This window comes from Streptosporangium sp. NPDC051022, assembly GCF_040683035.1.
In the GTDB taxonomy this organism is placed as follows: domain Bacteria; phylum Actinomycetota; class Actinomycetes; order Streptosporangiales; family Streptosporangiaceae; genus Streptosporangium.
The window spans coordinates 1-21,085 of record NZ_JBFBCF010000049.1 but is presented as its reverse complement, the minus strand read 5'-3'; the positions used below and the strand labels follow the sequence as shown (position 1 = coordinate 21,085).

Below are 21,085 nucleotides of genomic sequence, written 5' to 3'. Positions count from 1 at the left end.
ACCGATTCACGTGTCTCTCCCGAGGCTGGGGTCCGGGGGGCGGGCGATGGAGAGTTCAAAGGAGAGGCGGGCTCTGTCGCCTCTCACGTAACTGCGGGTGAATTCGATGGGCTCGTCGTCGGGGCCGAAGGCGATCCCCTCGACGAGCATGGCGGGGCGTTCCACCGGCTGGTCGAGCAGGCGGGCCTCGTGGGCGCGCAGCCGTACCGGCTCGATGACCTCGCGGGCGCGCACGATCCTGGCCCCGTAGTGCTCGCCCAGCAGGCTGTAGAGGGAGTTGCGCTCGAGGTCATGGTCGAGCAGCCCGGCGAAGCGGTCGGCCGGCAGGTAGACCTGCTCCAGGATGAGCGGCTCGCCGTTGGCGATGCGCAGGCGCTCAAGGTAGACGACCTGCGCGCCGGCGGCCAGGGCCAGTGCGGCGGCGACCATCTCTCCGGGCATCTCGATCCCGGACTTGACCAGCCTGGTGTCCGGGTCCATGCCATGCATGTGCATGAGGTCGGCGAAGCTCTGGCTGGTGCCCAGGTCGACCTCCAGCCGGGAATGCAGGACGAACGTGCCGCGTCCGCGGGTGCGCTCCAGGCGTCCCTCGCGGGCCAGCTCGGCCAGGGCCCGCCGTACCGGGATGAGGCTGCATCCGTAGCGGCGGGCCAGCTCTCTTTCCGGTGGCAAGCGGTCTCCCGCCTGCCATTCCCCCTGGTCGAGCGCGGTGCTCAGGTCCAGGTAGACCTGGTGGTGGAGGGGGATCGGACCGGCCTCGAGCCGATAGCGGGCCATCGGGCGTTCGCTTCCTTCCAGAACCTGTCGAGCAGTTGATTGCTGACAATGTTGTCAGCAATACTGATCACAGCCGCTCCCTCTGTCAACGTCTGTCAAGGCGGCACCCCCCGAATCAGAGGCAGGTACAAGGCGTGACGAAGTCACCCCGAACCCAACCGGCGCCCTGGCGAGTGGCGCTGACCTTCGACGTCGAGCACGGCGATCAGCCCGCTCACCCGGACGGCACCCGGCACGTGCTCGAAACGCTCACCGATCGCAAGGCCGTGGCGACCATGTTCATCCAGGGGCGCTGGGCCCAGGCGAACCCCTCACTGGCCAAAGACCTGGCCGCCCGCGGTCACCTGATCGGCAACCACTCCCACCACCACGCGCCGATGAGCTGGCTGTCGCCCAAGGCCTTCAACCAGGACGTACAGCTCGCCGAACGCGCCATCCGCCGCGCCACCGGCCACGACCCGCGCCCCTGGTTCCGTTGCCCGTTCGGCGACGGCAGCGAAGACCCGGCGATCCGGTCCGCACTGGACCGGCTCGGCTACCAGGAGACGAGCTGGCACGTGGACCCGTTCGACTGGCGCGGCAAGGCCACCGGGCCGAAGGTCGCCCGCCTGGTCATCGAGGAGGCCACCGCGCACGGCGACGGCGCCGTGGTGCTGTTCCATCCATGGACCAAGGCCACCGGCCGTGCCCTGCCGCTGGTCATCGACGGTCTGCGCGCGGCCGGTGCCCGCTTCGTCCGCATGGACGAACTCGCATGAACCACCCACCGCGCCTGGCCATCGCCGGGACCGGCTACATCGCCGACTATCACGCACGCGCCGTCGCCAGTGCCGGCGCCACGCTGGTCGCCGCAGTCAACCATCGGCGGGAGTCCCTCGACGCCCTGTCACAGCGGTACGGCATCGCCCGCCGCTACCTCGACCTCGACCGCCTCCTGGCGGACGGCGACGTGGACGGCCTCATCGTGGCCACGCCCAACTCCCTGCACGCCGAGCAGACGGTCAAGGCGCTGCAGGCCGGGGTTTCCGTGCTGCTGGAGAAGCCGATGGCGCTGAGCGTCGCCGAATCCTTGGCCATCGCCGCCGCCGAAAGCCCACGTGCCCGAGTGATGCTCGCCCACTGCCTGCGTTTCGACGAGCAGATCGGCTGGCTGCGCGACCTGGTGCACGACGGGACGCTCGGCCGGCCCGTCCACACCACCGCGTACGCCGTCCACGCCGGGTTCGGCCCCGAGGGCTGGTTCACCGACCCGGCGCTGGCGGGCGGCGGCGTGCTCATGGACCTTGGCGTCCACGCCATCGACGTCACCCGCCACGTCCTCGGCGACCCCCAGCCCGTCAGCGTGAGCGCGCACTGCGGGACGCACTACCGCGACCTGCCGGTCGACGACACCGCGATCCTCACGATCGTCTGGGACAACGGGGTCACCTCCGGCGTGGAGGCGGGCTGGTGGCATCCGCACACGCCGGGTCCGACGGGGAGCATGCGCGTGTCCGGCACCAAGGCGTACGCGCAGACCTTCCCCGGCACGCTGATACGGGCCGGACAGCGGAGCGCGGAGACGTTTCCCGGTGAGCTCACCGAAGCGGCGCTCCAGCGCAGATACGACACCCAGATGCGTGCGTTCCTGGGCACCCTGGCCGGGGCCGACCCCGCGCCCGGCACACCGCACGGCATCACCTCGATGCGGATCATCGAGGCGGCATACCAGAGCGCGGCCCGCGGGCAGACCGTACACCTTGGGAGGGACCAATGAGGTCGTTGTTCGTGGAGTTCCCGAAACCGGGCGAGGTGCGCGTGGCGCGTGAGAGCGTCGCTCCCCCGGGCTTTGGCGAAGTGCTGTGCCGCACCACGCTGTCGCTGATCAGCCCCGGCACCGAGCTGGCCTGCCTGCGCGGCGAGTTCGACCCGGGCACCAACTGGGAGGAGTGGGTGCGTTACCCGTTCCGGCCCGGGTACAGCATGGCCGGGATCGTGGAGGCGGTCGGCGAAGGCGTCACGACGTTGCGGCCCGGTGACCGCGTGCAAAGCTACGCGCCCCACCAGGAGCTGGTCACACTCACCGAGCGCGAGGCCCGGCTGCTGCCCGGCGGCGTGACGGACGAGGAGGCGGTGTGGGTCCCCCTCGTCGTCACCGCGGCGGCGGGCACCGCCAGAGCCGCGATCACCCTGGGCGAGACCGTCGTGGTCCTGGGACTCGGCCCGGTAGGTCAGCTGGTCGTCCAGTACGCGGTCGCGCACGGAGCCTCCCGCGTCGTCGCCGTCGACACCGATGCCAGGCGGCTCGACCTGGCGCGAACGAGCGGCGCGAGCGACCTGCTCGCGGCCACCGCGGCCGACGCCCGCGCCGCCGTCGCCGACCTGACCGGCGGCCGGTTCGCCGACGTGGTCTTCGACGTCACCGGCAACCCCGCCGTACTCTCCCAGGCGGTACTGCTGGCCCGCACGCTGGGCCGTGTCGTCCTGCTCGGCGACACGCCCACGCCGTCCCGGCAGATGCTCGGCCCCGGAGTGGTCAGCAACTCGCTGACCATCCTCGGGGCGCACGGCGACCTCGTCTCCGACGACCCGTCAGCCGGCCCGCTCAACCGCGACGCGGTGACCGAGTTGTACTTCCGCCGCCTCGCCTCCGGAACGTTCCGAACCGCCGGAATGATCTCCGGGCGGGTGTCCCCCATGGACGCGGAATCCACCTACGCACGCCTGCGAGACGGCGGCGCACCGGCCGGAGCGTTCTGCTTCGACTGGACCGACGTGAAGGAGGAACGGTGACCGTCAGCTCGTGGTTGTCGGCGGCGGCAGCACGTACACGCCGGAGCTGATCGAAGGCCTCGCCGCACGGCACGACCGCCTGCCGATCGGGGAGCTCGTCCCTCACGGCACCGACCCGGAACGGCTGGAGATCATCGGCGGGGTGACCGTGATCTCACTGAGAGAGGAGGGGCCGGAGGGAGTGGGAGTGGACAACGGGCAGGTCGGCTCGCCGTACTGGGGAGCGACGCGGATGGCGGTCCACGCGGCCTTGGTCGCGTTCACCTCGGCGCAGCCGTAGAGGTTTTTGGCGGCCACTACGGTGGCCAGGCGTGCCTTGGCGTATGACCAGCCAGAGGCCTTGCGCTGGAGCCCCTGGTAGAAGATCCGGGCCGCCTTCTGGATGCCGATGCCGGTCAGTGAGGACGGGCCCGCGCAGACCGGGCTGGCGGGTTTGCCCGGCGGGTTGGTGCCCTCGGCGAGAAGGTAGAACCAGTGGTCCTGCGGCCCGCCGTCGGAGACTATGCCCGGGGAGGGGGGGTAACAGTTCTGATGATTAGTCAGTGAGGGGTCGTACATGTGCATTATCGGTCCCCCGCCGTCCACGTTCACCTCCTCGCCGATCAGGTAGTCCGGCTCGTCCAGGGCGAGGGGGTGGTTGACGTAGTGCTCGGTCAGGGTGCCGAAGATCTCGTCGGCCGACCGGTTGAGGGACTCTGGCTCCAGACCGCTCCCGCCGTAGGAGCCGGTTTTTTCGTAGACGATGCCGCCGTACACGAAGCCGACCACGTCGAGGGAGGTGAGCTGCTTGGTGTGGGCGGTGTTGTAACCGAAGGTGGCGCGGACGCCGTCCCAGTAGGCGTCGAACCGGTTCACGCCGACGGACGCCGGGTAGGTGCGGCCGGTTCCGTCGACGCCGTTGCGTCCCAGCCAGTCGCGCAGCATGTCCCAGTGCTTCTGCGCGGCGAACATGACGTCGACGCAGGCGGTCTCCAGGTCGAGGGCCGTTCCGTTGCCCCAGGTGTCGGTCGACTTGGTGAAGACGGGGCCGTTGAAAGGGCCACAGTTCAGGCCGGGGCGGGTGGGGTCGCTCAGGGAGTACACGCCCCCGGAGGACGTGGTCTGGATGGTCACCGGGTTGCCGTTGAAGTGACTGTTGCCTGAGCCCAGGAGCGCCTGGCCGGAGGAGAGGTTCCCGTCCGTGCCCGCACTGTGTGCCGTGGCGAGCCGGGACACCGTGCTCGTGGTCTCCGCGCCGCTCGCCGGCGCCGTCGCGCCCATGGCGACGACCGTCATGAGAGTGAACGCTCCCAGCGTGGTTTTGGGGTTCATACGCGATGACTCCTTGTCCGCAAGCGCAAGGAGCCGTGGCCGGCCAGGGCTGCCCCAACGGTGACATCGACATGAGGGGCGGAGAACCCTACAAATCCCCATATTTCGGGCGTATGGCGTGTATAGCGCTCTCGACGGACGCACGGACCGGGGGCCGGAAAACGTGTTCCAGCCCCGGGAGGGGTCCTCGTGGTTTCGGCCGTGAATCCAACGAAGTAGGGCCTGGCCTGCGTGTACAGGAAGATGATTCAGCTTGGACCGTCCGGCAGGGGATTGGAGACACCTTAATCGGCGCTCGGTCTGATCAACACGCTGATGATCCAGGACACCCTCGCCCTACCCAAGTGGGAGAACGTCCCGACCGACGCCGACCGGCGCGGGCTCACGCCGCTGTTCCACACCAACATGACCCCCTACGGTGAGATCCAGCTGCGCACCGACCGGCGCCTGGACCTCACCGACCTGCCGACTGCGTAACGCCGGACGCTCGCCCGTTCCGGCGGCAGCGCGACTGGACCATCCCGGCGGGGCGTCGGCGATACTGTGGGCGTGGAGTACGTGTCCAGAGTGCCGCGACCGCCGCTGGACGGGCTGATCGACGACCTTTACTACCTGGAGGGTGCGCCGCCGTACGCCCGGCTGATGCTGCCGCCGATGCCGTCGGCGTTGCTCATCGTCAACCTCGGGGCGCCGTTCCGCATCCGCGCCGGCACCGACATCGAGACGGCCGAGTACGCCGACGGCTGCGTGGTCACCATGCCCACCCGCGCCTTCGAGTTCGGCTACCCACTCCGGACCCGGTCCGTCGGTGTGCACTTCAAGCCGTGGGGGCTGGCGCCGTTCCTGCCGATGCCTGCGGCCGAGCTGTGTGACCGGCCGGTGACGGTAGAGCAGGTTTGGGGCCGGCCCGCCATTGCTGAGCTGCGAGACCGGCTGGCCACGGCGGACGGACCGCACGAGATGCTGACGCTGCTCGAGGAGGAGCTAATGCGACGGCTGTGCGAGACCGCCGGTCTGGGGCTGGTCCGCCATACGAGCAGCGTCATCGCGGCGGCCAGCGGGGCGGTGGCGATCGGCGACCTGAGCGTGGCAGCCGGTGTCAGCAGCACTCATCTGGCGCAGCGGTTCAAGGAGCTCATCGGCGTCACCCCGAAGCGGCTGGCCCGCACCTACCGCTTCGCCGCCACCGTGTTCGCGATCAACCCCGCCGGACCGATCGACTGGGGCGACCTCGCCGGTGGCGCAGGCTACTTCGACCAGGCCCACTTCGGCCACGAGTTCCGGGCGTTCACCGGGCTCACGCCGACCCGGTACGTCGAAGTCCGGCGGCGGTTCCTGCGCGAACATCCCGGCCACGTGCTGGACAGCTGGCCGCTGCCGGCCGATTGATTTCTTACAAGAACGACAGCTCACGACACGCTAATTTGGGGCACCCCAAAGCAGAGGAGAGCCCCGTGGGCAAGGTGGTCATGTACAGCTCGGTGTCGGTGGACGGCTTCGTCGCGGACGACAATGACCAGCCCGGACCGCTGTTCGACTGGTTGTCCAGCGGTGACGTCCCGTTGGACGAGAGCGGCGAGCTGAAGGTGTCGCAGACGTCCTACGACTACACCCGGCCGTACTGGGACCAGATCGGAGTCACGATCGTCGGCCGCCACGTCTTCGACATGACGGACGGCTGGGGCGGCAAGCCGCCGGGCGGCATCGACCACGTGGTCGTCGTGTCGCACCGGCCGATGCCCGAGGGCTGGGACCCAGAGGCGCCGTTTCACTTCGTCGACGGCGTCGAGGCAGCCGTGGCCAAGGCGCAGGAGCTTGCGGGTGACCGCATGGTCGAGGTCGCCGCTGGCGACGTCGGCGGCCAGATGCTTGCCGCGGGCCTGATCGACGAGGTGCGCATGGACGTCGTACCCGTCGTGTTCGGGTCCGGCAAGCGCTACTTCGGGTCGGTCCACGCGCAGCACCTGTTGGAGGATCCTGACGTGGTGATTCAGGGCAACCGGGTGCTTCACCTGCGTTATCGGGTGCGCCGTTGACCGATCTGAGCGGGTACGCGAAGAAGTCCACTGCGAACGGTGACACAAGATCGGGCCTCCGGCTGCGTTCGCGCATCGCTGTCCCTGGTCGGGCAGCCGGCGCCGATCCGCCCCAGCACCTCACCTGCGGCCAGTTCAACTGGAGTGCGGAAGCAGGTACGGCTGAACGTACAAAGGTGGCATGTCGTCAGGGGCCGAAACTCCAGATATTGCCGACCGGGCGCCCGCCACGCCGCAGCACGGTGTCGAGGAGGTCGGTGAGCTCCTCGTCCACATGGGCGAGGAGCTCGTCGCCGAAGACACAAAGGGAAGCTTCCCGCCAGTTGCCGAACGTGCCCATCCGGAGGTCCTCGGTGACTTGAACGACATGCTCGTCGACGAGGTACGCGTAGCTCATCCAGCGGGGCTGTCCCGGCCCGCCGACGCGAGTCGGGTCGATGCGGGAGCCGCTGACGTACCACTTGAGGCGGTAGAGCCGGTCGCCGGGCCGTGCGCCGGCGCGCAGTCCGCGCGCGACGATCGCCTCTACCTCGGCAAGCAGCGGGTCGTCCGGGTGCTCGACGGCATCGAGGTACCAGGTGGCGGATGCCGGGGGCTCGGCGATTCCCCGGTCGGCGGTCTCGTAGGTCACGTCGAACCGTGTTTCGAACCGTTTCCAGATCTCGTCATGTTCGGGTTCGGACAGAAGTTGCTTGGCGGGACGGTCCCGGGCCGGCTCACCGGGGGGCGCCCAGCGGTAGGTGCTGACTCGGGCGATCTCGTGGAAGCCCGCCGCGAGGTGGGCGGGGACCAGGGTGCCGGCCGCTTCGGCGACGAGATGACGCGGCGCACGATGTGGACGCACGTGCGGAATACTGCGCCATTCCGTCCAGGCCGCCCCAGGTCGAGACGGCCGGGTTCACCAGGGCCGTCTGGTCCGGCACGGCGGTGACGCCGGCGTGGACGAAGAACGCCTCGCCGCCGACATCGCCGATCAGTCCGGCAGTCTCCTTGCCGGCCGGATCGTCGATGTCGGCGGCGGCTACCCGGGCCCCTTCCGCCGCCTAGGCCACGGCGATCGCGCGTCCGATCCCACGACCCGCTCCTGTGACGAGTGCTCTCCTGCCTTCGAGGATCATCCGTCGCCTTCCATCCGGCGCGCGGTGCGCGTCACGCCTGCAGCGGCCGTGCATCAGGGCTTGTGTTGTTCACCTCCGGCCCGCGACAGTGGCCGGCGTCCGGCAGCGATTCAGCCGGGCGCTTCGCGGCGCCCGTGTTGGCGACCGCGACGGCGCTGCGCAGCCGGTCAGCGGTTTCGGCGGCGGCGTCTCTGAGCGCGGCGAGACATTTGTCGATGTGGTCGCGGGTGAAGCGGGCGGAGGGGACGGCGACGGTGATCGCGGCGACGGGTTGTCCGAGCACACCGTTGACGGCCATCCCGATGCCGCTCACTCCTCGTTCGGTCTCCTCGTGGTTGCGGCCGTAGCCCTGCTGCCGTACTTGGGTCAGGTGCCGCTTCAGTGTGCCCAGGTCGGTCAGCTTGGCGGTGGGCCACGGTGGTAGACCCGTCTGGTAGAGACGATCGAGGTCGGCGTTGCTCATCGCCGCGAGGATGGCCTTGCCGCCGGCCGAGCAGTGGGCGGGCATCTTTTCGCCGGTCCGGACACCGACACGCAGTGGGAACTCGCTCTCGATGCCGTCGACGAAGCGGATGCTGCGCCGTTCGAGCACCATGAGCTGGACTGTCTCACTCGTCCGCTCATGCAGCGTCTCGAGGGAGGAGTGCGCCAGGGCCCGCAGGCCACCGACTGTCAGGGGTTGCGCCGACGCGGGTACGAGGGCGGGCCCGAGACGGTAGCGACGGTCGCGTCCTTGGACCGCGTAGCCGCGATACACCAGGGAGGAGAGCAGGCGGTAGGCGGTGGACGCGGCGACGCCCAGCCGCTGGGCGGCGTCAGTGGCGCTGAGCTCGGTGCCGTCGTGGAGGATGGTCAGCAACTGCAGCGCGCGATCGACCGACTCGATCGGCGGCGGACCGGACAGCTCGCTCATCGCGTCCCCCCGAGCCCGAGGAGCCGCACGGCGTTCTCCTTGAGGATTTTGTGCCGGACCGGCTCGGGGATCTCCAGCTTCTCGAAGTCCGACAGCCACCGGTCGGGCATGAGCACCGGCAGGTCGGAGCCGAAGAGCACCTTGTCCTGCAGCAGTGTTCTCGCCTGCCGGACCAGCTGGGGCGGGAAGTACTTCGGCGACCAGCCGGACAGGTCGAGGTAGACGTTGCCCTTGTGCGTGGCCATCGAGATGGACGAGTCGACCCAGGGAACCGACGGGTGCGCGAGCACGATGTCGAGCTGCGGGAAGTCGGCGGCGACGTCGTCGACCAGCATCGGGTCGGAGTAACGGAGCTTGATGCCCCTTCCCCCGGGCAGGCCGGCACCGATGCCGGTCTGGCCGGTGTGGAAGAGGGCGATGACGCCCAGCTCCTCGAGCGCCTCCCACAGCGGATAGTGGGCCCGGCCGGACGGGTCGAAGGCCTGCAGGCTGGGGTGGAACTTGAACCCCCGCACGCCGTACTTCTCGACCAGGTGCCGTGCCCTCTTCACCGCCTCGCTCCCGTGGTTGGGGTCGACGGAGCCGAAGGGGATGAGTACGTCAGCGTGGTCGGTACAGGCCTCGGCGATCTCCTCGCTGGACAGAGCGGGCCGGCCGAGGAAGGTGCTCGCGTCGACGGTGAAGACGACCGCGGCCATCTGGCGCTCGCGGTAGACGGCCGCGATCCGCTCCAGCGTCGGGGTGCGCTCCTGGTCGCCGCGGAAATACTTGGCGGAGGCGTCCAGCAGCTCCTGGTCGAGGGCGAAGTGGCCGTGGCCGTCGGTCTCGATGTGGGCGTGGATGTCGAGCGCCGTGATGGCGTCGACGTCGATGCGCGGCTCGTACCGGGTCACCGGCCCGCCCCCCTTGTCGCGAAGAACGCCAGCGCGCCGGCGTCGTCGACGGCGTCGGGATCGAGCACCGCCTCGACCGGCCTGCCGCTCAGGATCCGCTTGATCGGCAGTTCCAGCTTCTTGCCGGTCCGGGTGTGCGGGATGGCCGGGGTCGCCACGACCTCGTCGGGGGCGTGCCGCGGCGAGAGCCGCGTGCGGATCGCGCTGCGGATGCGTCCCAGGAGCGCGTCGTCGAGGACAGCCCCTGGAGCGAGGGTGACGAACAGGATCAGCTCCCCCACACCGCCGTCGGAATCCTCCAGGTGCACGACCAGGCTGTCGGCGATTTCGGGCATCCCCTCCACGACCCGGTAGTACTCCGCCGTCCCGAGGCGCACTCCCCCGCGGTTCAGGGTCGCGTCGGAGCGGCCGGTGATGACGCAGCTGCCGGCCTCGCTGAAGCGGATCCAGTCGCCGTGGCGCCACACGCCGGGATAGACATCGAAGTACGCCGCACGGTAGCCACTGCCGTCGGCGTCGCCCCAGAAGCCGACCGGCATCGACGGCATCGGGGCGGTGATGACCAACTCGCCGAGCTCACCCACGACCGGCTTCCCGTGCTCGTCGAACGCATAGGCCTCCACCCCGAGGCTGCGGCCCGACATCTCCCCGAGCCAGACCGGTTCGAGCGGGTTGCCCTGCACGATTCCGGAGCAGACGTCGGTGCCACCGCTGCCGACGTTGAGGAGTACGCCGTCGCCGAACTGCTCGTGCACGTACTGGTACCCCTCCGGCGGCAGCGGGCTGCCGACGACGCCGAGCTGGTGGAGCGTGCTGAGGTCGAACTCCTTGGCCAGGTGCCGGCTCTCGCGGCGGCACTGCATGAGCAGGCCGGCGCTGACGCCCATCACGGTCGGCCGCGTCCGCTCTGCCAGCCGCCACTGCATGGTCACGTCGGGATAGGCGATGTTGCCGTCGATCATCACGATGCCGGCGCGCACCAGCAGCGTCGAGACGAGCGCGTTCCACATCATCCACGCGGTCGTCGTGAACCACAGCAGCCGGTCGCCGGCGCCGAGGTCCCAGTGCAGAGCGTGGTTCTTCAGGTGCTCCAGCAACAGGCCGCCGTGGCCGTGCACGATCGGCTTGGGCTGGCCGGTCGTGCCGGAGGTGAACAGCACCGAGACCGGGTGGTCGAACGGGACCGCCTCGAAGGCCATCGGCTCCGACGGATCGACCGGCCGGCTGAGCAACTCCTCCCAGGTCACCGCGTCCTCGATCGCCTGGTCCAGGTAGGGCACGTGCACGACGTGCTCGACCGAGGGCAGCCCGGCGCGGATCGCCTGCGCCTCGGCGACCCGCTCGACGCGCTTGTCGCCGTACATGTAGCCGTCGACGACGAGGAGCACCTTCGGCTCGATCTGTCCGAACCGGTCCAGCACCCCGGTGGCGCCGAACTCGGGGGCGCAGCTGGCCCAGATCGCGCCCAGGCTGATGGTGGCCAGGTAGGCGATCATCGTCTCCGGGATGTTGGGCAGGTACGCCGCGACCCGGTCGCCACGCCGGACGCCGAGCGCCTTCAGGCCGGCCTGGGCCCGCTGGACCTGCTCGCGCACCTGGCCGAAGGTGAGCTCCACGTCGGCACGGGTCTGGGAGACGGCGACGACCGCCACCTGGTCGTCGAGGTCACGGTGGCGCAGCATGTGCTCGGCCAGGTTGAGGGTGGCGCCCTCGAACCACTTGGCACCCGGCATCTCCCGGGAGGAGAGCACCCGCTCGTACGGCGTGTGCGAGGTGACCGCGAAGTAGTCCCAGATGCTGACCCAGAACGCCTCAAGGTCGGTCACCGACCACTCCCACAGCTCGTCGTACGTCGCGAAGGCGAGCCCGCGCTCACGCTCGAGCCAGTCGAGGTAGTGGCCGATCTGGGAGTGCTCACGGATATCGGCGGGCGGCTCGGAGAGCAGCCCGGGCCGGACCGGGTGCGCGAACGTCGCGTCCTCAGCCGTGATCATGGCCGACCTCCTCGTGTGCCTGCCCCGGCGCAGCCGAGGAGCCGGTGGAGTGCGTGGCGGAAACCGAGCTGATGCTGCCGGTGATCCAGGACATCAGGCCTGCCCCCTGCTCGAACTTCGGGGCGCGCTGCTTACTGCTCCACACCGTCTCGGGGCGGCACTGCAGGAGCACCAGGTTCTGCCCCTCGGGGAGGTCCTCGTCGACGGCGAACTCGATGTCCTGCGGGGCGTGGTGCTCCTGCTCGACGGTCTTGGCCAGTGCCGCCAGGGCGAGCGCCTCCTCGTCGCGCAGGCAGAACTCCTGCTGGCGCGCCTCCTCCACCGGGACCGCGCCGGCACCGTTGCGATACTCCACGCGCTTGGCGCCGAGCACCTTGTCCTGCAGTCTGAGGCCGACCTTGCTGACGATGAAGCGGTCGGGGGTCACCTCGCCGCCGACGACGGCCAGGCCGAGGCCCCAGCTGGACTCCAGCACGATGCGGGAGCGGTCGCCCGTGATCGGATCGAGGGTGAACATCACACCGGCGGCCCGGGCACGGACCACCTTCTGGACGACCACGGCCATCTCGACACCGGCCAGGTCGATGCCGCGCTCGAGTGCGTAGTGCAGCACGCGGCCTGCGTACACGCTGGTGTAGCACCGGTGAACGTGGGCCAGGACGTCGTCGACGCCGGTGATGTCGACCCAGGTCTCGAACTCGCCGGCGAAGCTGTCGGCGGCGGAGTCCTCGGCGGTGGCGCTGGAGCGTACGGCGACCGCCAGGCCGGGCACGCCGACCTGGTCACAGAGGGCGCCGTAGGCCGCCGCGATCTCACCCACGAGACGGTCGGGCAGCGGCTGGGCGGCGAGCAGATCCTCCAGCTCGCCGGAGACCCGCTCCACCGAGACGGCGTCGTGCAGGTCGACCTCGGCGACCAGGGCGGCGAGCCTTTCGCGCAGGTCGCCGGCGGCCAGGAACTCCCGGTAGGCGCCGGCGGTGACCGTGAACCCCGGAGGGACCGGCAGCCCCGCCCGGGTCATCTCCGCCAGGCCCTTGCCCTTGCCGCCGACCTCGCGGGCGTCGGGACGGCCCGCATCGGAGAACGGCAGGATGAAGGTGCTGCGGGTCACGACGGGCGCGCTCACTGAACGTCCTCCAGCACGGTCACGGTGCCGGTGTCGCCGTCGACGCGGACGCGCTGACCGGTCTTGAGGTTGGCGGTGGCGAAGCCCGTGCCGACCACGGCCGGGACGCCGTACTCGCGGCAGACGATGGCGGCGTGGCTCATCATGCCCCCGATGTCGGTGACGACCCCGGTGGCCACCGAGAAGGCGGCCGCCCACGACGGGGCGGTGATCGCGGCGACCAGGATCTCGCCCGGCTGCAGCAGCGCGAGATCCTTCTCGGTGCGCAGCACCCGGACCGGGCCCTCGACGACTCCGGGGCCGCCGGGGATGCCGGTCAGGGTCGAGCTGGACCCGCTCGACGCGCCCAGCCACTCCTTGATCCGGTCCGTGGTCACGCCGTAGTTCATGACCGCGAACGGGTCGGTGACCTCCTCCGGCGGGATGCCGTACGCCGGCGGGGCGCTATGGCTCTGGAGGGCGGCGACGATCGGGCGGCGCCGGGCGATGATGTCGGCCCACTTCTTCTTGCCGCGGATCTCCACCCCGATCGCCCACGACTGCACGATGTCGGCGAGGACCTCGTCGAGCTCGAAGCGGTTGAGGTAGAAGACGTCGTCGCGCTCGGTGGCGAAGCCGACCGAGACGAGGAAGTCACCGAGCTCCCACACCTTCTCCCAGAAGACGGTGTGGGTCCAGTGCTCGACGTAGATGTTGTGTTCCTCGATGAAGGGGAACACCTTGCGGGCCAGGCCGAGCAGCTCGTCGAACTGGGCCTGCTCCTCGGGGCTGAGCAGGTTGCGGTACTCGGCGACGATCTCGTCGCGCTCACGGGAGAGGCGCTCGACCGGACGGGTGATGTCCTCACCGGCCTGGATCCGGGCGGCGTATCGCGCGATGCCCTGCAGCGGGATCTCCGGGTTGGAGTTCCACGTGTCCTGGTCGTGGGTGAAGCCGTACTCCGCGAAGTAGTTGAACCACGGGTCCTGGGCGGACCGGTAGGCCTTGAGCCACACCTCGCCGTTCTCGCTCTGGGCGAGGGCGGAGAACTTGTCCGCCGCCGGTGCGGCGCCGGAGAGTACGCCGACCAGGTCGAGGTCGGCGGCCATCTGGGCCAGCTTGCGCAGCTCGTCGTCCGGCCGGAAGGCGAGTACGTCGACGCCGGCGACCAGGCGCGCGACCTCCTGCTCGGTGATCTGCGGGAAGGCCTGCTTGCAGAACTGGAAGAAGACGATGTATCCGCCGTAGCCGAGGTTGAGGAACTCGAAGTGGTACTGCCAGACCAGGAAGAACTCATCGATGAGCCGGTGGTAGTTGGCGATGATGTCCCACGAGGTCGAGCGGCCGCGGGCCTCGGTGACGACCTCGATCGGGTCCAGCTCGCCCAGCGGCGGGAAGCTGATCGTCTTCATGCCGGCGACCGCCTCGGTCACCTTGGTCTTCCACTTGGCGTAGAGCTCGTCCCAGTTGGCGTAGTAGAAGCCGGCCCGCTCCTGGAACAGCGCCGCGCGCCGTTCGATCTCGGCGGGGTCGGTGACCGGGATGCCGGCGATGTAGACGTAGCCGTTCTGCACACGGACGTCGAGGCCGAGCGAAGTGGGCAGCACGAAGATGCGGGCGCTGTTCTGGCCGGCACCGAGGTAGACCGCCTCGGCGCCGATGCTGTCGAACGGGTGGACGCCGCGCGACCAGTGCATCGTGTCGGCGAACCAGAGGATGGAGTCCTCCCAGGCGCGGGTCTCCTCACGTGGGAGCAGGTAGTAGGGGTACATCGACTCCCACCCCTCGGCCCCCTCCGGTGCCGGGGCCTCGTGGAAGAAGGGGAAGCGCGAGACCTCTCCGCTCATGAGACAACTCCTTGCTGTGATTCGTGATGGGAAAGTCCAAGATGGCGGTGCAGGTCCGCGACGTCGTCGAAGACGACGTCGGGCCGTTCGCCTCCGGTCATGTCTGCGAGTGCGGTGGGTGTGACGGCGCCGCTGAGCACCATCACCGACAGCGCTCCCATGTGGCGGGCGAGCCCGACCTCGGCGGGCGAGTCGCCGACGACCGCGACCTGCTCGGGCGGTAGCCCCAGCTGTCGCAGCAGCGACTCGGCCAGGACGGCGGACGGCTTGCCGCCCACCATCGGGGAGCGGCCGGTGGCCCAGGTGATGCTCGCCGCGATCGCTCCCGAGACGGCCAGCGACCGGCCGAGGCCGCCGTGGAACCAGGGGGTTTCGACAGTGGTGTAGAACGCCGCGCCTGCGTCGACCGCGAGGGCGGCGGCGCTGAGGTCGGCGGCGGCGTACGACGGGGCGGCGCCGACCGCGACCACGTCGGCGAGCCCGTCGGCGAGCACGGTGTCGGCGGCCGAGGCCGGCGTGACGCCGAGGTCGCGCAGCGGCACCGTGATGCCCTCGTCACCGACGGCGAGGACGCGGGCACCCGGGTGGTGGGCGTGGATGTGCTCGGCGGTCGCGCTGCCGGCGGTCACGAACGCCTCGTCCTCGACCGCCAGGCCGATGTCACGCAGGTGGTCGGCGTACACGCCGGGGGCCTTCTCCGAGGCGTTGGTGCACACGATCACACGGTGCCCGGCGGCCTTGATCGCCGTCAGGAACTCCGCCGCCCCGGGGATCGCGGTGCCACCGCGCCCGCCGGCGCGACTGGTCCGGACCAGGCAGCCGTCGACGTCCAGGACCCAGCCGCGGATCGACTCCAGTGAGGTCATGAGACCGCCTCCGGTGCTCGCTCGATGGTGAACTTCGTGGTGCCGCTGCTGACCGCGACGCTCAGGCCGGGGCGCTTCTCGGCGGCCCGTAGCAGCCCCTTGAGGGCGGCGACCGGCGAGTCCTGCTTCGCGGCGACCATCGCGTCGACCTGCTCGCCGGGCATGACCGCCCGAAGCAGCAGCTCCTCCTCGGTGAGGTCCGCGCCGAAGCGACGCCGCAGGTCGGCGACGGTCACCTCCTCCTTGCCGTCGGACGCGGGGAGCCGGCCACGCCGGGTGGACATGGCCCTGTCGAGGAGGTCCTGGTCGACCTCGCCCGGCAGCGGCCCGAAGTCGCCGCGCAGCAGATCGATGACCTCGTCGCTGAGCTGCTTGTACCGCTCGCCGGTGATCACGTTCAGCGTCGCCTGCGTGACGATGTACTGCGCGAACGGGGTCATCACGATCGGCCAGCCCAGGTCGCGGCGCACGTTGACCGACTCCTCGATGACGGCGTCGAACAGCTCTGGACGGCCCAGCTCACGCAGTTGGCGGGTCAGCGTCGACTGGACGCCGCCGGGGATGGTGTGACGGTAGTACGCATCGTCGTACTCCAGCGGCGCACCGACCGGGAGGCGCTTGATCCTCGCCTGCCGCTGCAGGTACGCCGAGGCCCGCCGCATGGCCTCGACGTCGACGTCGACCTGGTGCCCGCGGGCACGCAGGTTGTGGACCAGGCGTGGGCCGGCCGGGTGGGACGTGCCGTTGGCCAGTGGTGGCAGGGCACAGTGCAGCTTGGTCATGCCCAGGTCGGCGGCCGCGAGCAGGGTCAGCGGCGAGAGGCCTGTGGTGGCGTGGCTGTGGATCTCGTCCAGGCGCAGCCGGTGCAGGGTCGACTGCAGGCGGGGCACGAGCGACCGCAGCCGCTCGGGAGTGAGCAGACCGGCGGGGTCCTTCAGGTAGACGCTGTCGATCGCGGCGCACTCGTCGAGCTCGGCGATCTTGGCGGCGTAGTAGTCGTCGGTGTGGACCGGGCTGGTCGTGTAGCAGATCCCGGCGACCACGTCGGTGAACCCGACCCGCTTGGCCATCTCTGCCATCCGTTTGGCCCCCTCCATGTCATGCATGGGGTCGACCACCCACAGCCGGCTGACGCCGTTGCGGACCAGCAGGGTGAAGGCGAGCTCGAAGAGGGACTCGGGGGTGCGGTAGAAGGTGATGAACCGCTTCCCGGTGGTCAGGAACGCCAGCGGCGTGTTGGGCATCAGCCGCTGGGCGGCCCGCAGCGTCTCCCAGGGGTCCTCTTTGTGGAAGCGCACCGATGTGGCGAGCAGTGTGCTGCTGGCCAGCTCGATCGCCCGGTAGCCGACCTTGTCGAGGTCAGGGGCCATGCCCTCGACCATGCGCCGGGTGATGCCGACCGCCCCCCACAGGCTCTGGTTGCCGTCGCGGATGGTGACGTCGACGAGGCTCACGGCGGTCATGCGGGCTCCCCTGTGAGGATCGTGTCGGCGAGCCAGTGCGTGGTGACCGAGTCGTCGGCGAAGTCGGGGTGGGCGACGATCCGGGCGAGCAGGTCGCGGGAGGTCACCAGACCGTCGATCTCGAAGCCGGCCAGTGCCTGCTCCATGCGTGTCCGGGCCGCGTCACGGTCGGTGCCCCAGACGACCAGCTTCGCCATCAGGGCGTCGTAGTAGGGCGGGAAGTCGTAGCCCTGGTAGATGTGGGAGTCCAGGCGGATGCCGCCGCCCACGGGTGGCCGCCAGCGCTTGACCGGGCCGGGGCTGGGCAGCAGTCCGCGGGCGGGATCCTGCGCGGTGATGCGGCACTCGATGGCGTGGCCCGTGACCGCGACATCGTCTTGGGCGACCGAGAGCGGCTCGCCGAGCGCGACCAGGATCTGCTCACGGACGAGGTCGATGCCGGTCACCTGCTCGGTAACCGGGTGCTCGACCTGGAGGCGTGGGTTGACCTCGAGGAAGGCGACCTCGCGGCGCGCCACGTCGTACAGGAACTCCACGGTGCCCAGGCCGACGTAGTCCAGCTCGCGGGCTATCGCGAGCGCGCTGGTGGTGAGCACGTCGCGGGTCGGCCGGTCGAGGGCGACGCAGGGCGACTCCTCGACGACCTTCTGGTACCGGTACTGCACCGAGCACTCCCGCTCCCCCAGGTGGATCTGGTGGCCGTGGCGGTCGCCCAGGATCTGGACCTCGACGTGCTTGGCGTCGGTGACGTAGCGCTCCAGGAAGACGGTGCCGTCACCGAAGGCGGCCTCGGCCTCCGACGAGGCCAGCGACCACGCCTCGGCCAGTTCCTCGGGCGTGGTGACCAGCTTCATCCCGCGACCGCCACCACCGTGGGCCGCCTTGACCAGGATCGGGAAGCCGACCTCGGCGCCGAGCTTCTCCACCTCCTCCAGCGAGGAGGCGGTGCCGCCCGGCGAGACCGGAACGCCGAGGCGGGTCGCCATGGCGCGAGCACTCAGCTTGTCGCCCAGCGCCTCGAGCGCCTCGGGAGAGGGGCCGATGAAGACGATGCCGTTGTCGGCGCAGGCCCGGGCGAGCTCCACACGCTCGGAGAGGAAGCCGTAGCCGGGGTGGAGCGCCGTGCAACCCGTCGCGACCGCCGCGTGGACCACACCGGCGACGGAGAGGTAGCTGTCGCGGGACTGCGGGCCGCCGAGGACGACGGACCGCGTCGCGCGCCGGGCGCCCAGCGTCGCCGTGTCGGCCCGCGAGACGCCGAGCACCGTCTCGAACCCGAGCCGGTCGCACGCCTCGATGATGCGGACGGCGATCTCGCCTCGGTTGGCGATGAAGATCCGGTGGGTCACGGCAGCCGCCGGATCACGAAGAGCGGCTGGTCGAACTCCACCAGCCCGGCGTCGGCGGCGAGCACCTGGGAGATCTCGCCGGCCACGCCCGCGGTCACGGAGTTCATCAGCTTCATGACCTCGACGATGCACAGCGCCGAGTCCGGCTCCACCTTGTCGCCGACCTCGACGAACGGCGGCTCCCCCGGCTTCGGGGAGCGGTAGAAGGTGCCGAGCAGCGGGGCCCGCACGACGATCTCGTCGGCCGCGAGCCGGCTCTCGTCGAAGCTCGCCGCGCTCGCCGTGGGTGTGGCCTGCGCGGGAGCGGGCCGCACGGTTACCGGCGTCGGCGCCTGGGCGCTCGCCGGGGCCGTCGTGACGGCCGGCACCGGGGGTGCCGCGTGGGCGGCGGGGTCGAGCGGCGCCCCACCCCGGCTGACCGCGATCCGCAGGTCCCCCTTCTCGAACCGGAACTGGGTGAACTCGGTCTTGTCGAGCAGCTCGATGATCGCTGCAAGCTCCTCGAGGTCAATGTCCACGAATCGCGTGCCCTTCCGTGCTTCACGTCACACGCTGCGTGTGGCGTGCAGACCATCGTGGAGGCAAATTGCGGGGAGCGCAATAAATCCATCAGACTTTCCGTCTGACGCAAAAAGGCCAGGTCGTGACGTGCGGCCACCGTCGAGGCGATCGCCGCCTCCCAGAACGAGCCCGCCGGAGACCCGGCCTGCGAGGCGGCGCGCGACGATCGCCGAGTGCGACCGGAGGCCGGAGGGGCACCGGGCGGCACTGGGCGGTACTGGGCGGCACTGGAAGCCCTGGGCGACAGCGCGAATCCGGCACGTCCCCGGCGCCGCGGGCGTGCCCGGCCGCCGCGAGCAGGTCGAGTTCGGTCAGCGCTTCGGCCATGCCTGCCCGTTTCGGGCCTTAGGTCAGGAGTTGCTGCACGTTTTCTCCCAGGGGGCCCTTGATTTCTTTGGTCTGGCCAACTTATGCTCCGATTGTCGAACCAACAGACCAAAACCTGGGGAGACGATCAGATGGGTATCACTCGGATGAACCACGCGGTCCTCTACGTGCGGGACGCGCGCGGGACCGCGGACTTCTACCGGCGGGTGCTGGATTTCAAGGTGATCATCGAGGGGCCGGCGGGGCAGTACGTGTTCCTGCGGGCTCCCGACTCCGGCAACCACCACGACCTGGCGCTGTTCACGATCGGGTCGTCCGCGGGTGACTCCCAGGCCGGTCGGCGGACCGTGGGCATGTACCACATCGCCTGGGAGGTCCCCACCCTGGAGGAGCTGGAGGCGGTCGGGGAGCGGCTGGCGCGCGAGGGCGCGCTGCACGGCGCCAGCGACCACGGGGCCAACAAGAGCCTGTACGCCAAGGACCCCGACGGCCTGGAGTTCGAGGTCATGTGGCTGGTCCCCGCCGAGTTCTGGGGCGAGGAGGAGCACGAGGCGATCATCCGGCCGCTGGACATCCCCGCCGAGCGCCGCCGCTTCGCCGCACTGATGGAAGGCGCCGGCTCGTGAACCGCCCCAGATTCGAGCCGGTGGCCCGGCGCATGCTCTCCGAGGAGATCCGCGACAGCCTCCTGGAGAGCATCGAGAGCGGCGTGCTGCCCCCGGGCGGCCGGCTGCCCTCCGAACGCGCGCTGTGCGAGGAGTTCGGCGTGGCCCGCACCTCGGTGCGGGAGGCGGTGCAGAGCCTGCTGGCCCTGGGCCGCATCCACAAGATCGGCAACCGCTTCCACGTCGCGGAGAAGCTGCCGGAGATCAGCGTCGACCCCCGTAAGAGCCGGGTGCGCGAGCTGTTCGAATGCCGCAGGGTCATCGAGGTGTCGATCGCCCGCTTCGCCGCGTCCCGGGCGACCCCCGCCGAACGCGACGAACTGCTACGGATCGCCGGGTCGTTCACCGAGGAGATGTCACTGGAGGACTTCCGCGCCTCCGACCGGCTCTTCCACTGGACGGTCGCCCGCGCCTGCGGCAACCCGACCCTGCAGGAGCTGTACGGCAAGGTCCTCGACGGCGTCTTCGCCTCCGAGGAGTTCCACACGCTACTCGACTCGACCACCAACGCCGCCGCGGTGCGCGAGGTGATCGCCGATTCGTGCGCCGCCCACCGGCGCATCGCCGAAGCGATCCAGGTCGGCGACGAGGACTGCGCGGCCCAGGCCGCCGAATTCCACCTCGGCCAGGTCGAGCATTCCATGATTGCCCGGATGGTCTGAAAGCCCCCCACGAGGGGTGCCGACAAGAACCGTGACACCCGCCACCAAGTAATTGATCATAGTTTTGGGACCATTTCCGGGGTTGTGATCGCCGTAGTGATCTGCGGCTGTGAATCCTTCCCCCCATCGCCGGACGATTTTGCGGACCGTCCATATGAGACGGCGTTCCCGCAGGTCGCCACCCTCGCACGCCCGCCGGAGAGTGCCTCGGTGCGCGAAGCCCTGACGGGACACCGGCACAGACTCCTGACCACCAATTCACAAACCTTCAAGATCAACTATTTGGCGGCCGGTGTCACGGTTCTTACCGACACCCCGACGACGGAGAGAACATGACCGACCATGTGTGGCGTTTCGACGACGCCGCCTTCAAGGAGATCAAGCCCGGTTTCAAGCGTCGCATCTACACCGGTGACGACCTGATGC

General features: G+C 69.8%; 21 protein-coding genes and 1 pseudogene. 10 read left to right on the top strand and 12 right to left on the bottom strand.

Annotated elements, in window-relative coordinates:
• Positions 1–6: 6 nt before the first annotated feature.
• Positions 7–777 carry a GntR family transcriptional regulator gene (locus AB0N02_RS44140; protein WP_363960533.1) on the bottom strand — a complete coding sequence of 257 codons (771 nt, stop codon included), beginning with the start codon at positions 775–777 and terminating at the stop codon, positions 7–9.
• Positions 778–911: 134 nt separating this feature from the next.
• Here AB0N02_RS44140 and AB0N02_RS44135 point away from each other — a divergent pair, with 134 nt between their 5' ends.
• The 4 genes and pseudogenes from AB0N02_RS44135 to AB0N02_RS44120 form a co-directional block, all read left to right on the top strand.
• Complete coding sequence (locus AB0N02_RS44135) at positions 912–1,535, top strand: polysaccharide deacetylase family protein (RefSeq protein ID WP_363960530.1); 624 nt, start codon at positions 912–914, stop codon at positions 1,533–1,535.
• On the top strand, positions 1,532–2,533 hold the full coding sequence (locus AB0N02_RS44130; RefSeq protein ID WP_363960527.1) for a Gfo/Idh/MocA family oxidoreductase: 1,002 nt from the start codon (positions 1,532–1,534) through the stop codon (positions 2,531–2,533). Before AB0N02_RS44135 ends, AB0N02_RS44130 begins: the two co-directional genes overlap by 4 nt.
• The gene (locus AB0N02_RS44125; RefSeq protein ID WP_363960524.1) at positions 2,530–3,549 is read left to right on the top strand and encodes a zinc-binding dehydrogenase; all 1,020 of its coding nucleotides are present in this window, start codon (positions 2,530–2,532) and stop codon (positions 3,547–3,549) included. The genes AB0N02_RS44130 and AB0N02_RS44125 overlap by 4 nt, the downstream gene beginning before the upstream one ends.
• Before the next feature lie 10 nt (positions 3,550–3,559).
• Positions 3,560–3,667: pseudogene (locus AB0N02_RS44120) on the top strand (hypothetical protein); the annotation flags it as partial.
• Here AB0N02_RS44120 and AB0N02_RS44115 read toward each other — a convergent pair.
• Positions 3,652–4,809: a M4 family metallopeptidase gene (locus AB0N02_RS44115; RefSeq protein WP_363960611.1), complete on the bottom strand. Its 1,158-nt coding sequence runs from the start codon at positions 4,807–4,809 to the stop codon at positions 3,652–3,654. The pseudogene AB0N02_RS44120 and the gene AB0N02_RS44115 overlap by 16 nt on opposite strands.
• A 366-nt stretch (positions 4,810–5,175) precedes the next feature.
• On the opposite strand from AB0N02_RS44115, the gene AB0N02_RS44110 reads away from it, so the two are divergent.
• The 3 genes from AB0N02_RS44110 to AB0N02_RS44100 all read left to right on the top strand — a co-directional run bounded on the left by AB0N02_RS44110 (position 5,176) and on the right by AB0N02_RS44100 (position 6,896).
• Positions 5,176–5,337: a hypothetical protein gene (locus AB0N02_RS44110; RefSeq protein ID WP_363960521.1), complete on the top strand. Its 162-nt coding sequence runs from the start codon at positions 5,176–5,178 to the stop codon at positions 5,335–5,337.
• Positions 5,338–5,409: 72 nt separating this feature from the next.
• On the top strand, positions 5,410–6,249 hold the full coding sequence (locus AB0N02_RS44105; RefSeq protein ID WP_363960518.1) for a helix-turn-helix domain-containing protein: 840 nt from the start codon (positions 5,410–5,412) through the stop codon (positions 6,247–6,249).
• A gap of 65 nt (positions 6,250–6,314) precedes the next feature.
• Positions 6,315–6,896, top strand: coding sequence for a dihydrofolate reductase family protein (locus AB0N02_RS44100; RefSeq protein WP_363960516.1), 582 nt, complete (start codon positions 6,315–6,317; stop codon positions 6,894–6,896).
• Between the two features lie 187 nt (positions 6,897–7,083).
• Here the strand turns inward: AB0N02_RS44100 and AB0N02_RS44095 are convergent, their stop codons facing one another.
• The 10 genes from AB0N02_RS44095 to accB form a co-directional block, all read right to left on the bottom strand.
• Positions 7,084–7,740 (bottom strand): DUF2716 domain-containing protein, encoded by a 657-nt coding sequence (locus AB0N02_RS44095; RefSeq protein ID WP_363960513.1) that lies wholly within the window; start codon positions 7,738–7,740, stop codon positions 7,084–7,086.
• Between the two features lie 305 nt (positions 7,741–8,045).
• Positions 8,046–8,927 carry an IclR family transcriptional regulator gene (locus tag AB0N02_RS44090; protein WP_363960510.1) on the bottom strand — a complete coding sequence of 294 codons (882 nt, stop codon included), beginning with the start codon at positions 8,925–8,927 and terminating at the stop codon, positions 8,046–8,048.
• The gene (locus tag AB0N02_RS44085) at positions 8,924–9,820 is read right to left on the bottom strand and encodes an amidohydrolase family protein (protein ID WP_363960507.1); all 897 of its coding nucleotides are present in this window, start codon (positions 9,818–9,820) and stop codon (positions 8,924–8,926) included. The genes AB0N02_RS44090 and AB0N02_RS44085 overlap by 4 nt, the downstream gene beginning before the upstream one ends.
• Entirely contained in the window at positions 9,817–11,814 is a 1,998-nt protein-coding gene (locus AB0N02_RS44080) for an acetoacetate--CoA ligase (protein ID WP_363960504.1), read from the bottom strand. The genes AB0N02_RS44085 and AB0N02_RS44080 overlap by 4 nt, the downstream gene beginning before the upstream one ends.
• On the bottom strand, positions 11,801–12,940 hold the full coding sequence (locus tag AB0N02_RS44075; RefSeq protein WP_363960501.1) for a PEP/pyruvate-binding domain-containing protein: 1,140 nt from the start codon (positions 12,938–12,940) through the stop codon (positions 11,801–11,803). The genes AB0N02_RS44080 and AB0N02_RS44075 overlap by 14 nt, the downstream gene beginning before the upstream one ends.
• Positions 12,937–14,766, bottom strand: coding sequence for a PEP-utilizing enzyme (locus tag AB0N02_RS44070; protein ID WP_363960498.1), 1,830 nt, complete (start codon positions 14,764–14,766; stop codon positions 12,937–12,939). The genes AB0N02_RS44075 and AB0N02_RS44070 overlap by 4 nt, the downstream gene beginning before the upstream one ends.
• Complete coding sequence (locus AB0N02_RS44065; protein ID WP_363960495.1) at positions 14,763–15,632, bottom strand: HAD hydrolase-like protein; 870 nt, start codon at positions 15,630–15,632, stop codon at positions 14,763–14,765. The genes AB0N02_RS44070 and AB0N02_RS44065 overlap by 4 nt, the downstream gene beginning before the upstream one ends.
• Positions 15,629–17,095: a hypothetical protein gene (locus AB0N02_RS44060; protein ID WP_363960492.1), complete on the bottom strand. Its 1,467-nt coding sequence runs from the start codon at positions 17,093–17,095 to the stop codon at positions 15,629–15,631. Before AB0N02_RS44060 ends, AB0N02_RS44065 begins: the two co-directional genes overlap by 4 nt.
• Positions 17,092–18,444, bottom strand: coding sequence for a biotin carboxylase N-terminal domain-containing protein (locus AB0N02_RS44055; protein WP_363960489.1), 1,353 nt, complete (start codon positions 18,442–18,444; stop codon positions 17,092–17,094). Before AB0N02_RS44055 ends, AB0N02_RS44060 begins: the two co-directional genes overlap by 4 nt.
• Positions 18,441–18,962, bottom strand: a complete 522-nt coding sequence (gene accB, locus AB0N02_RS44050; RefSeq protein ID WP_363960486.1) for an acetyl-CoA carboxylase biotin carboxyl carrier protein — start codon at positions 18,960–18,962, stop codon at positions 18,441–18,443. The genes AB0N02_RS44055 and accB overlap by 4 nt, the downstream gene beginning before the upstream one ends.
• Positions 18,963–19,463: 501 nt before the next feature.
• On the opposite strand from accB, the gene AB0N02_RS44045 reads away from it, so the two are divergent.
• The 3 genes from AB0N02_RS44045 to AB0N02_RS44035 all read left to right on the top strand — a co-directional run bounded on the left by AB0N02_RS44045 (position 19,464) and on the right by AB0N02_RS44035 (position 20,995).
• Complete coding sequence (locus AB0N02_RS44045) at positions 19,464–19,958, top strand: VOC family protein (RefSeq protein ID WP_363960483.1); 495 nt, start codon at positions 19,464–19,466, stop codon at positions 19,956–19,958.
• Positions 19,955–20,659: an FCD domain-containing protein gene (locus tag AB0N02_RS44040; RefSeq protein ID WP_363960480.1), complete on the top strand. Its 705-nt coding sequence runs from the start codon at positions 19,955–19,957 to the stop codon at positions 20,657–20,659. The genes AB0N02_RS44045 and AB0N02_RS44040 overlap by 4 nt, the downstream gene beginning before the upstream one ends.
• An 84-nt stretch (positions 20,660–20,743) precedes the next feature.
• Positions 20,744–20,995 (top strand): hypothetical protein, encoded by a 252-nt coding sequence (locus AB0N02_RS44035; RefSeq protein ID WP_363960477.1) that lies wholly within the window; start codon positions 20,744–20,746, stop codon positions 20,993–20,995.
• Positions 20,996–21,085: the final 90 nt, after the last annotated feature.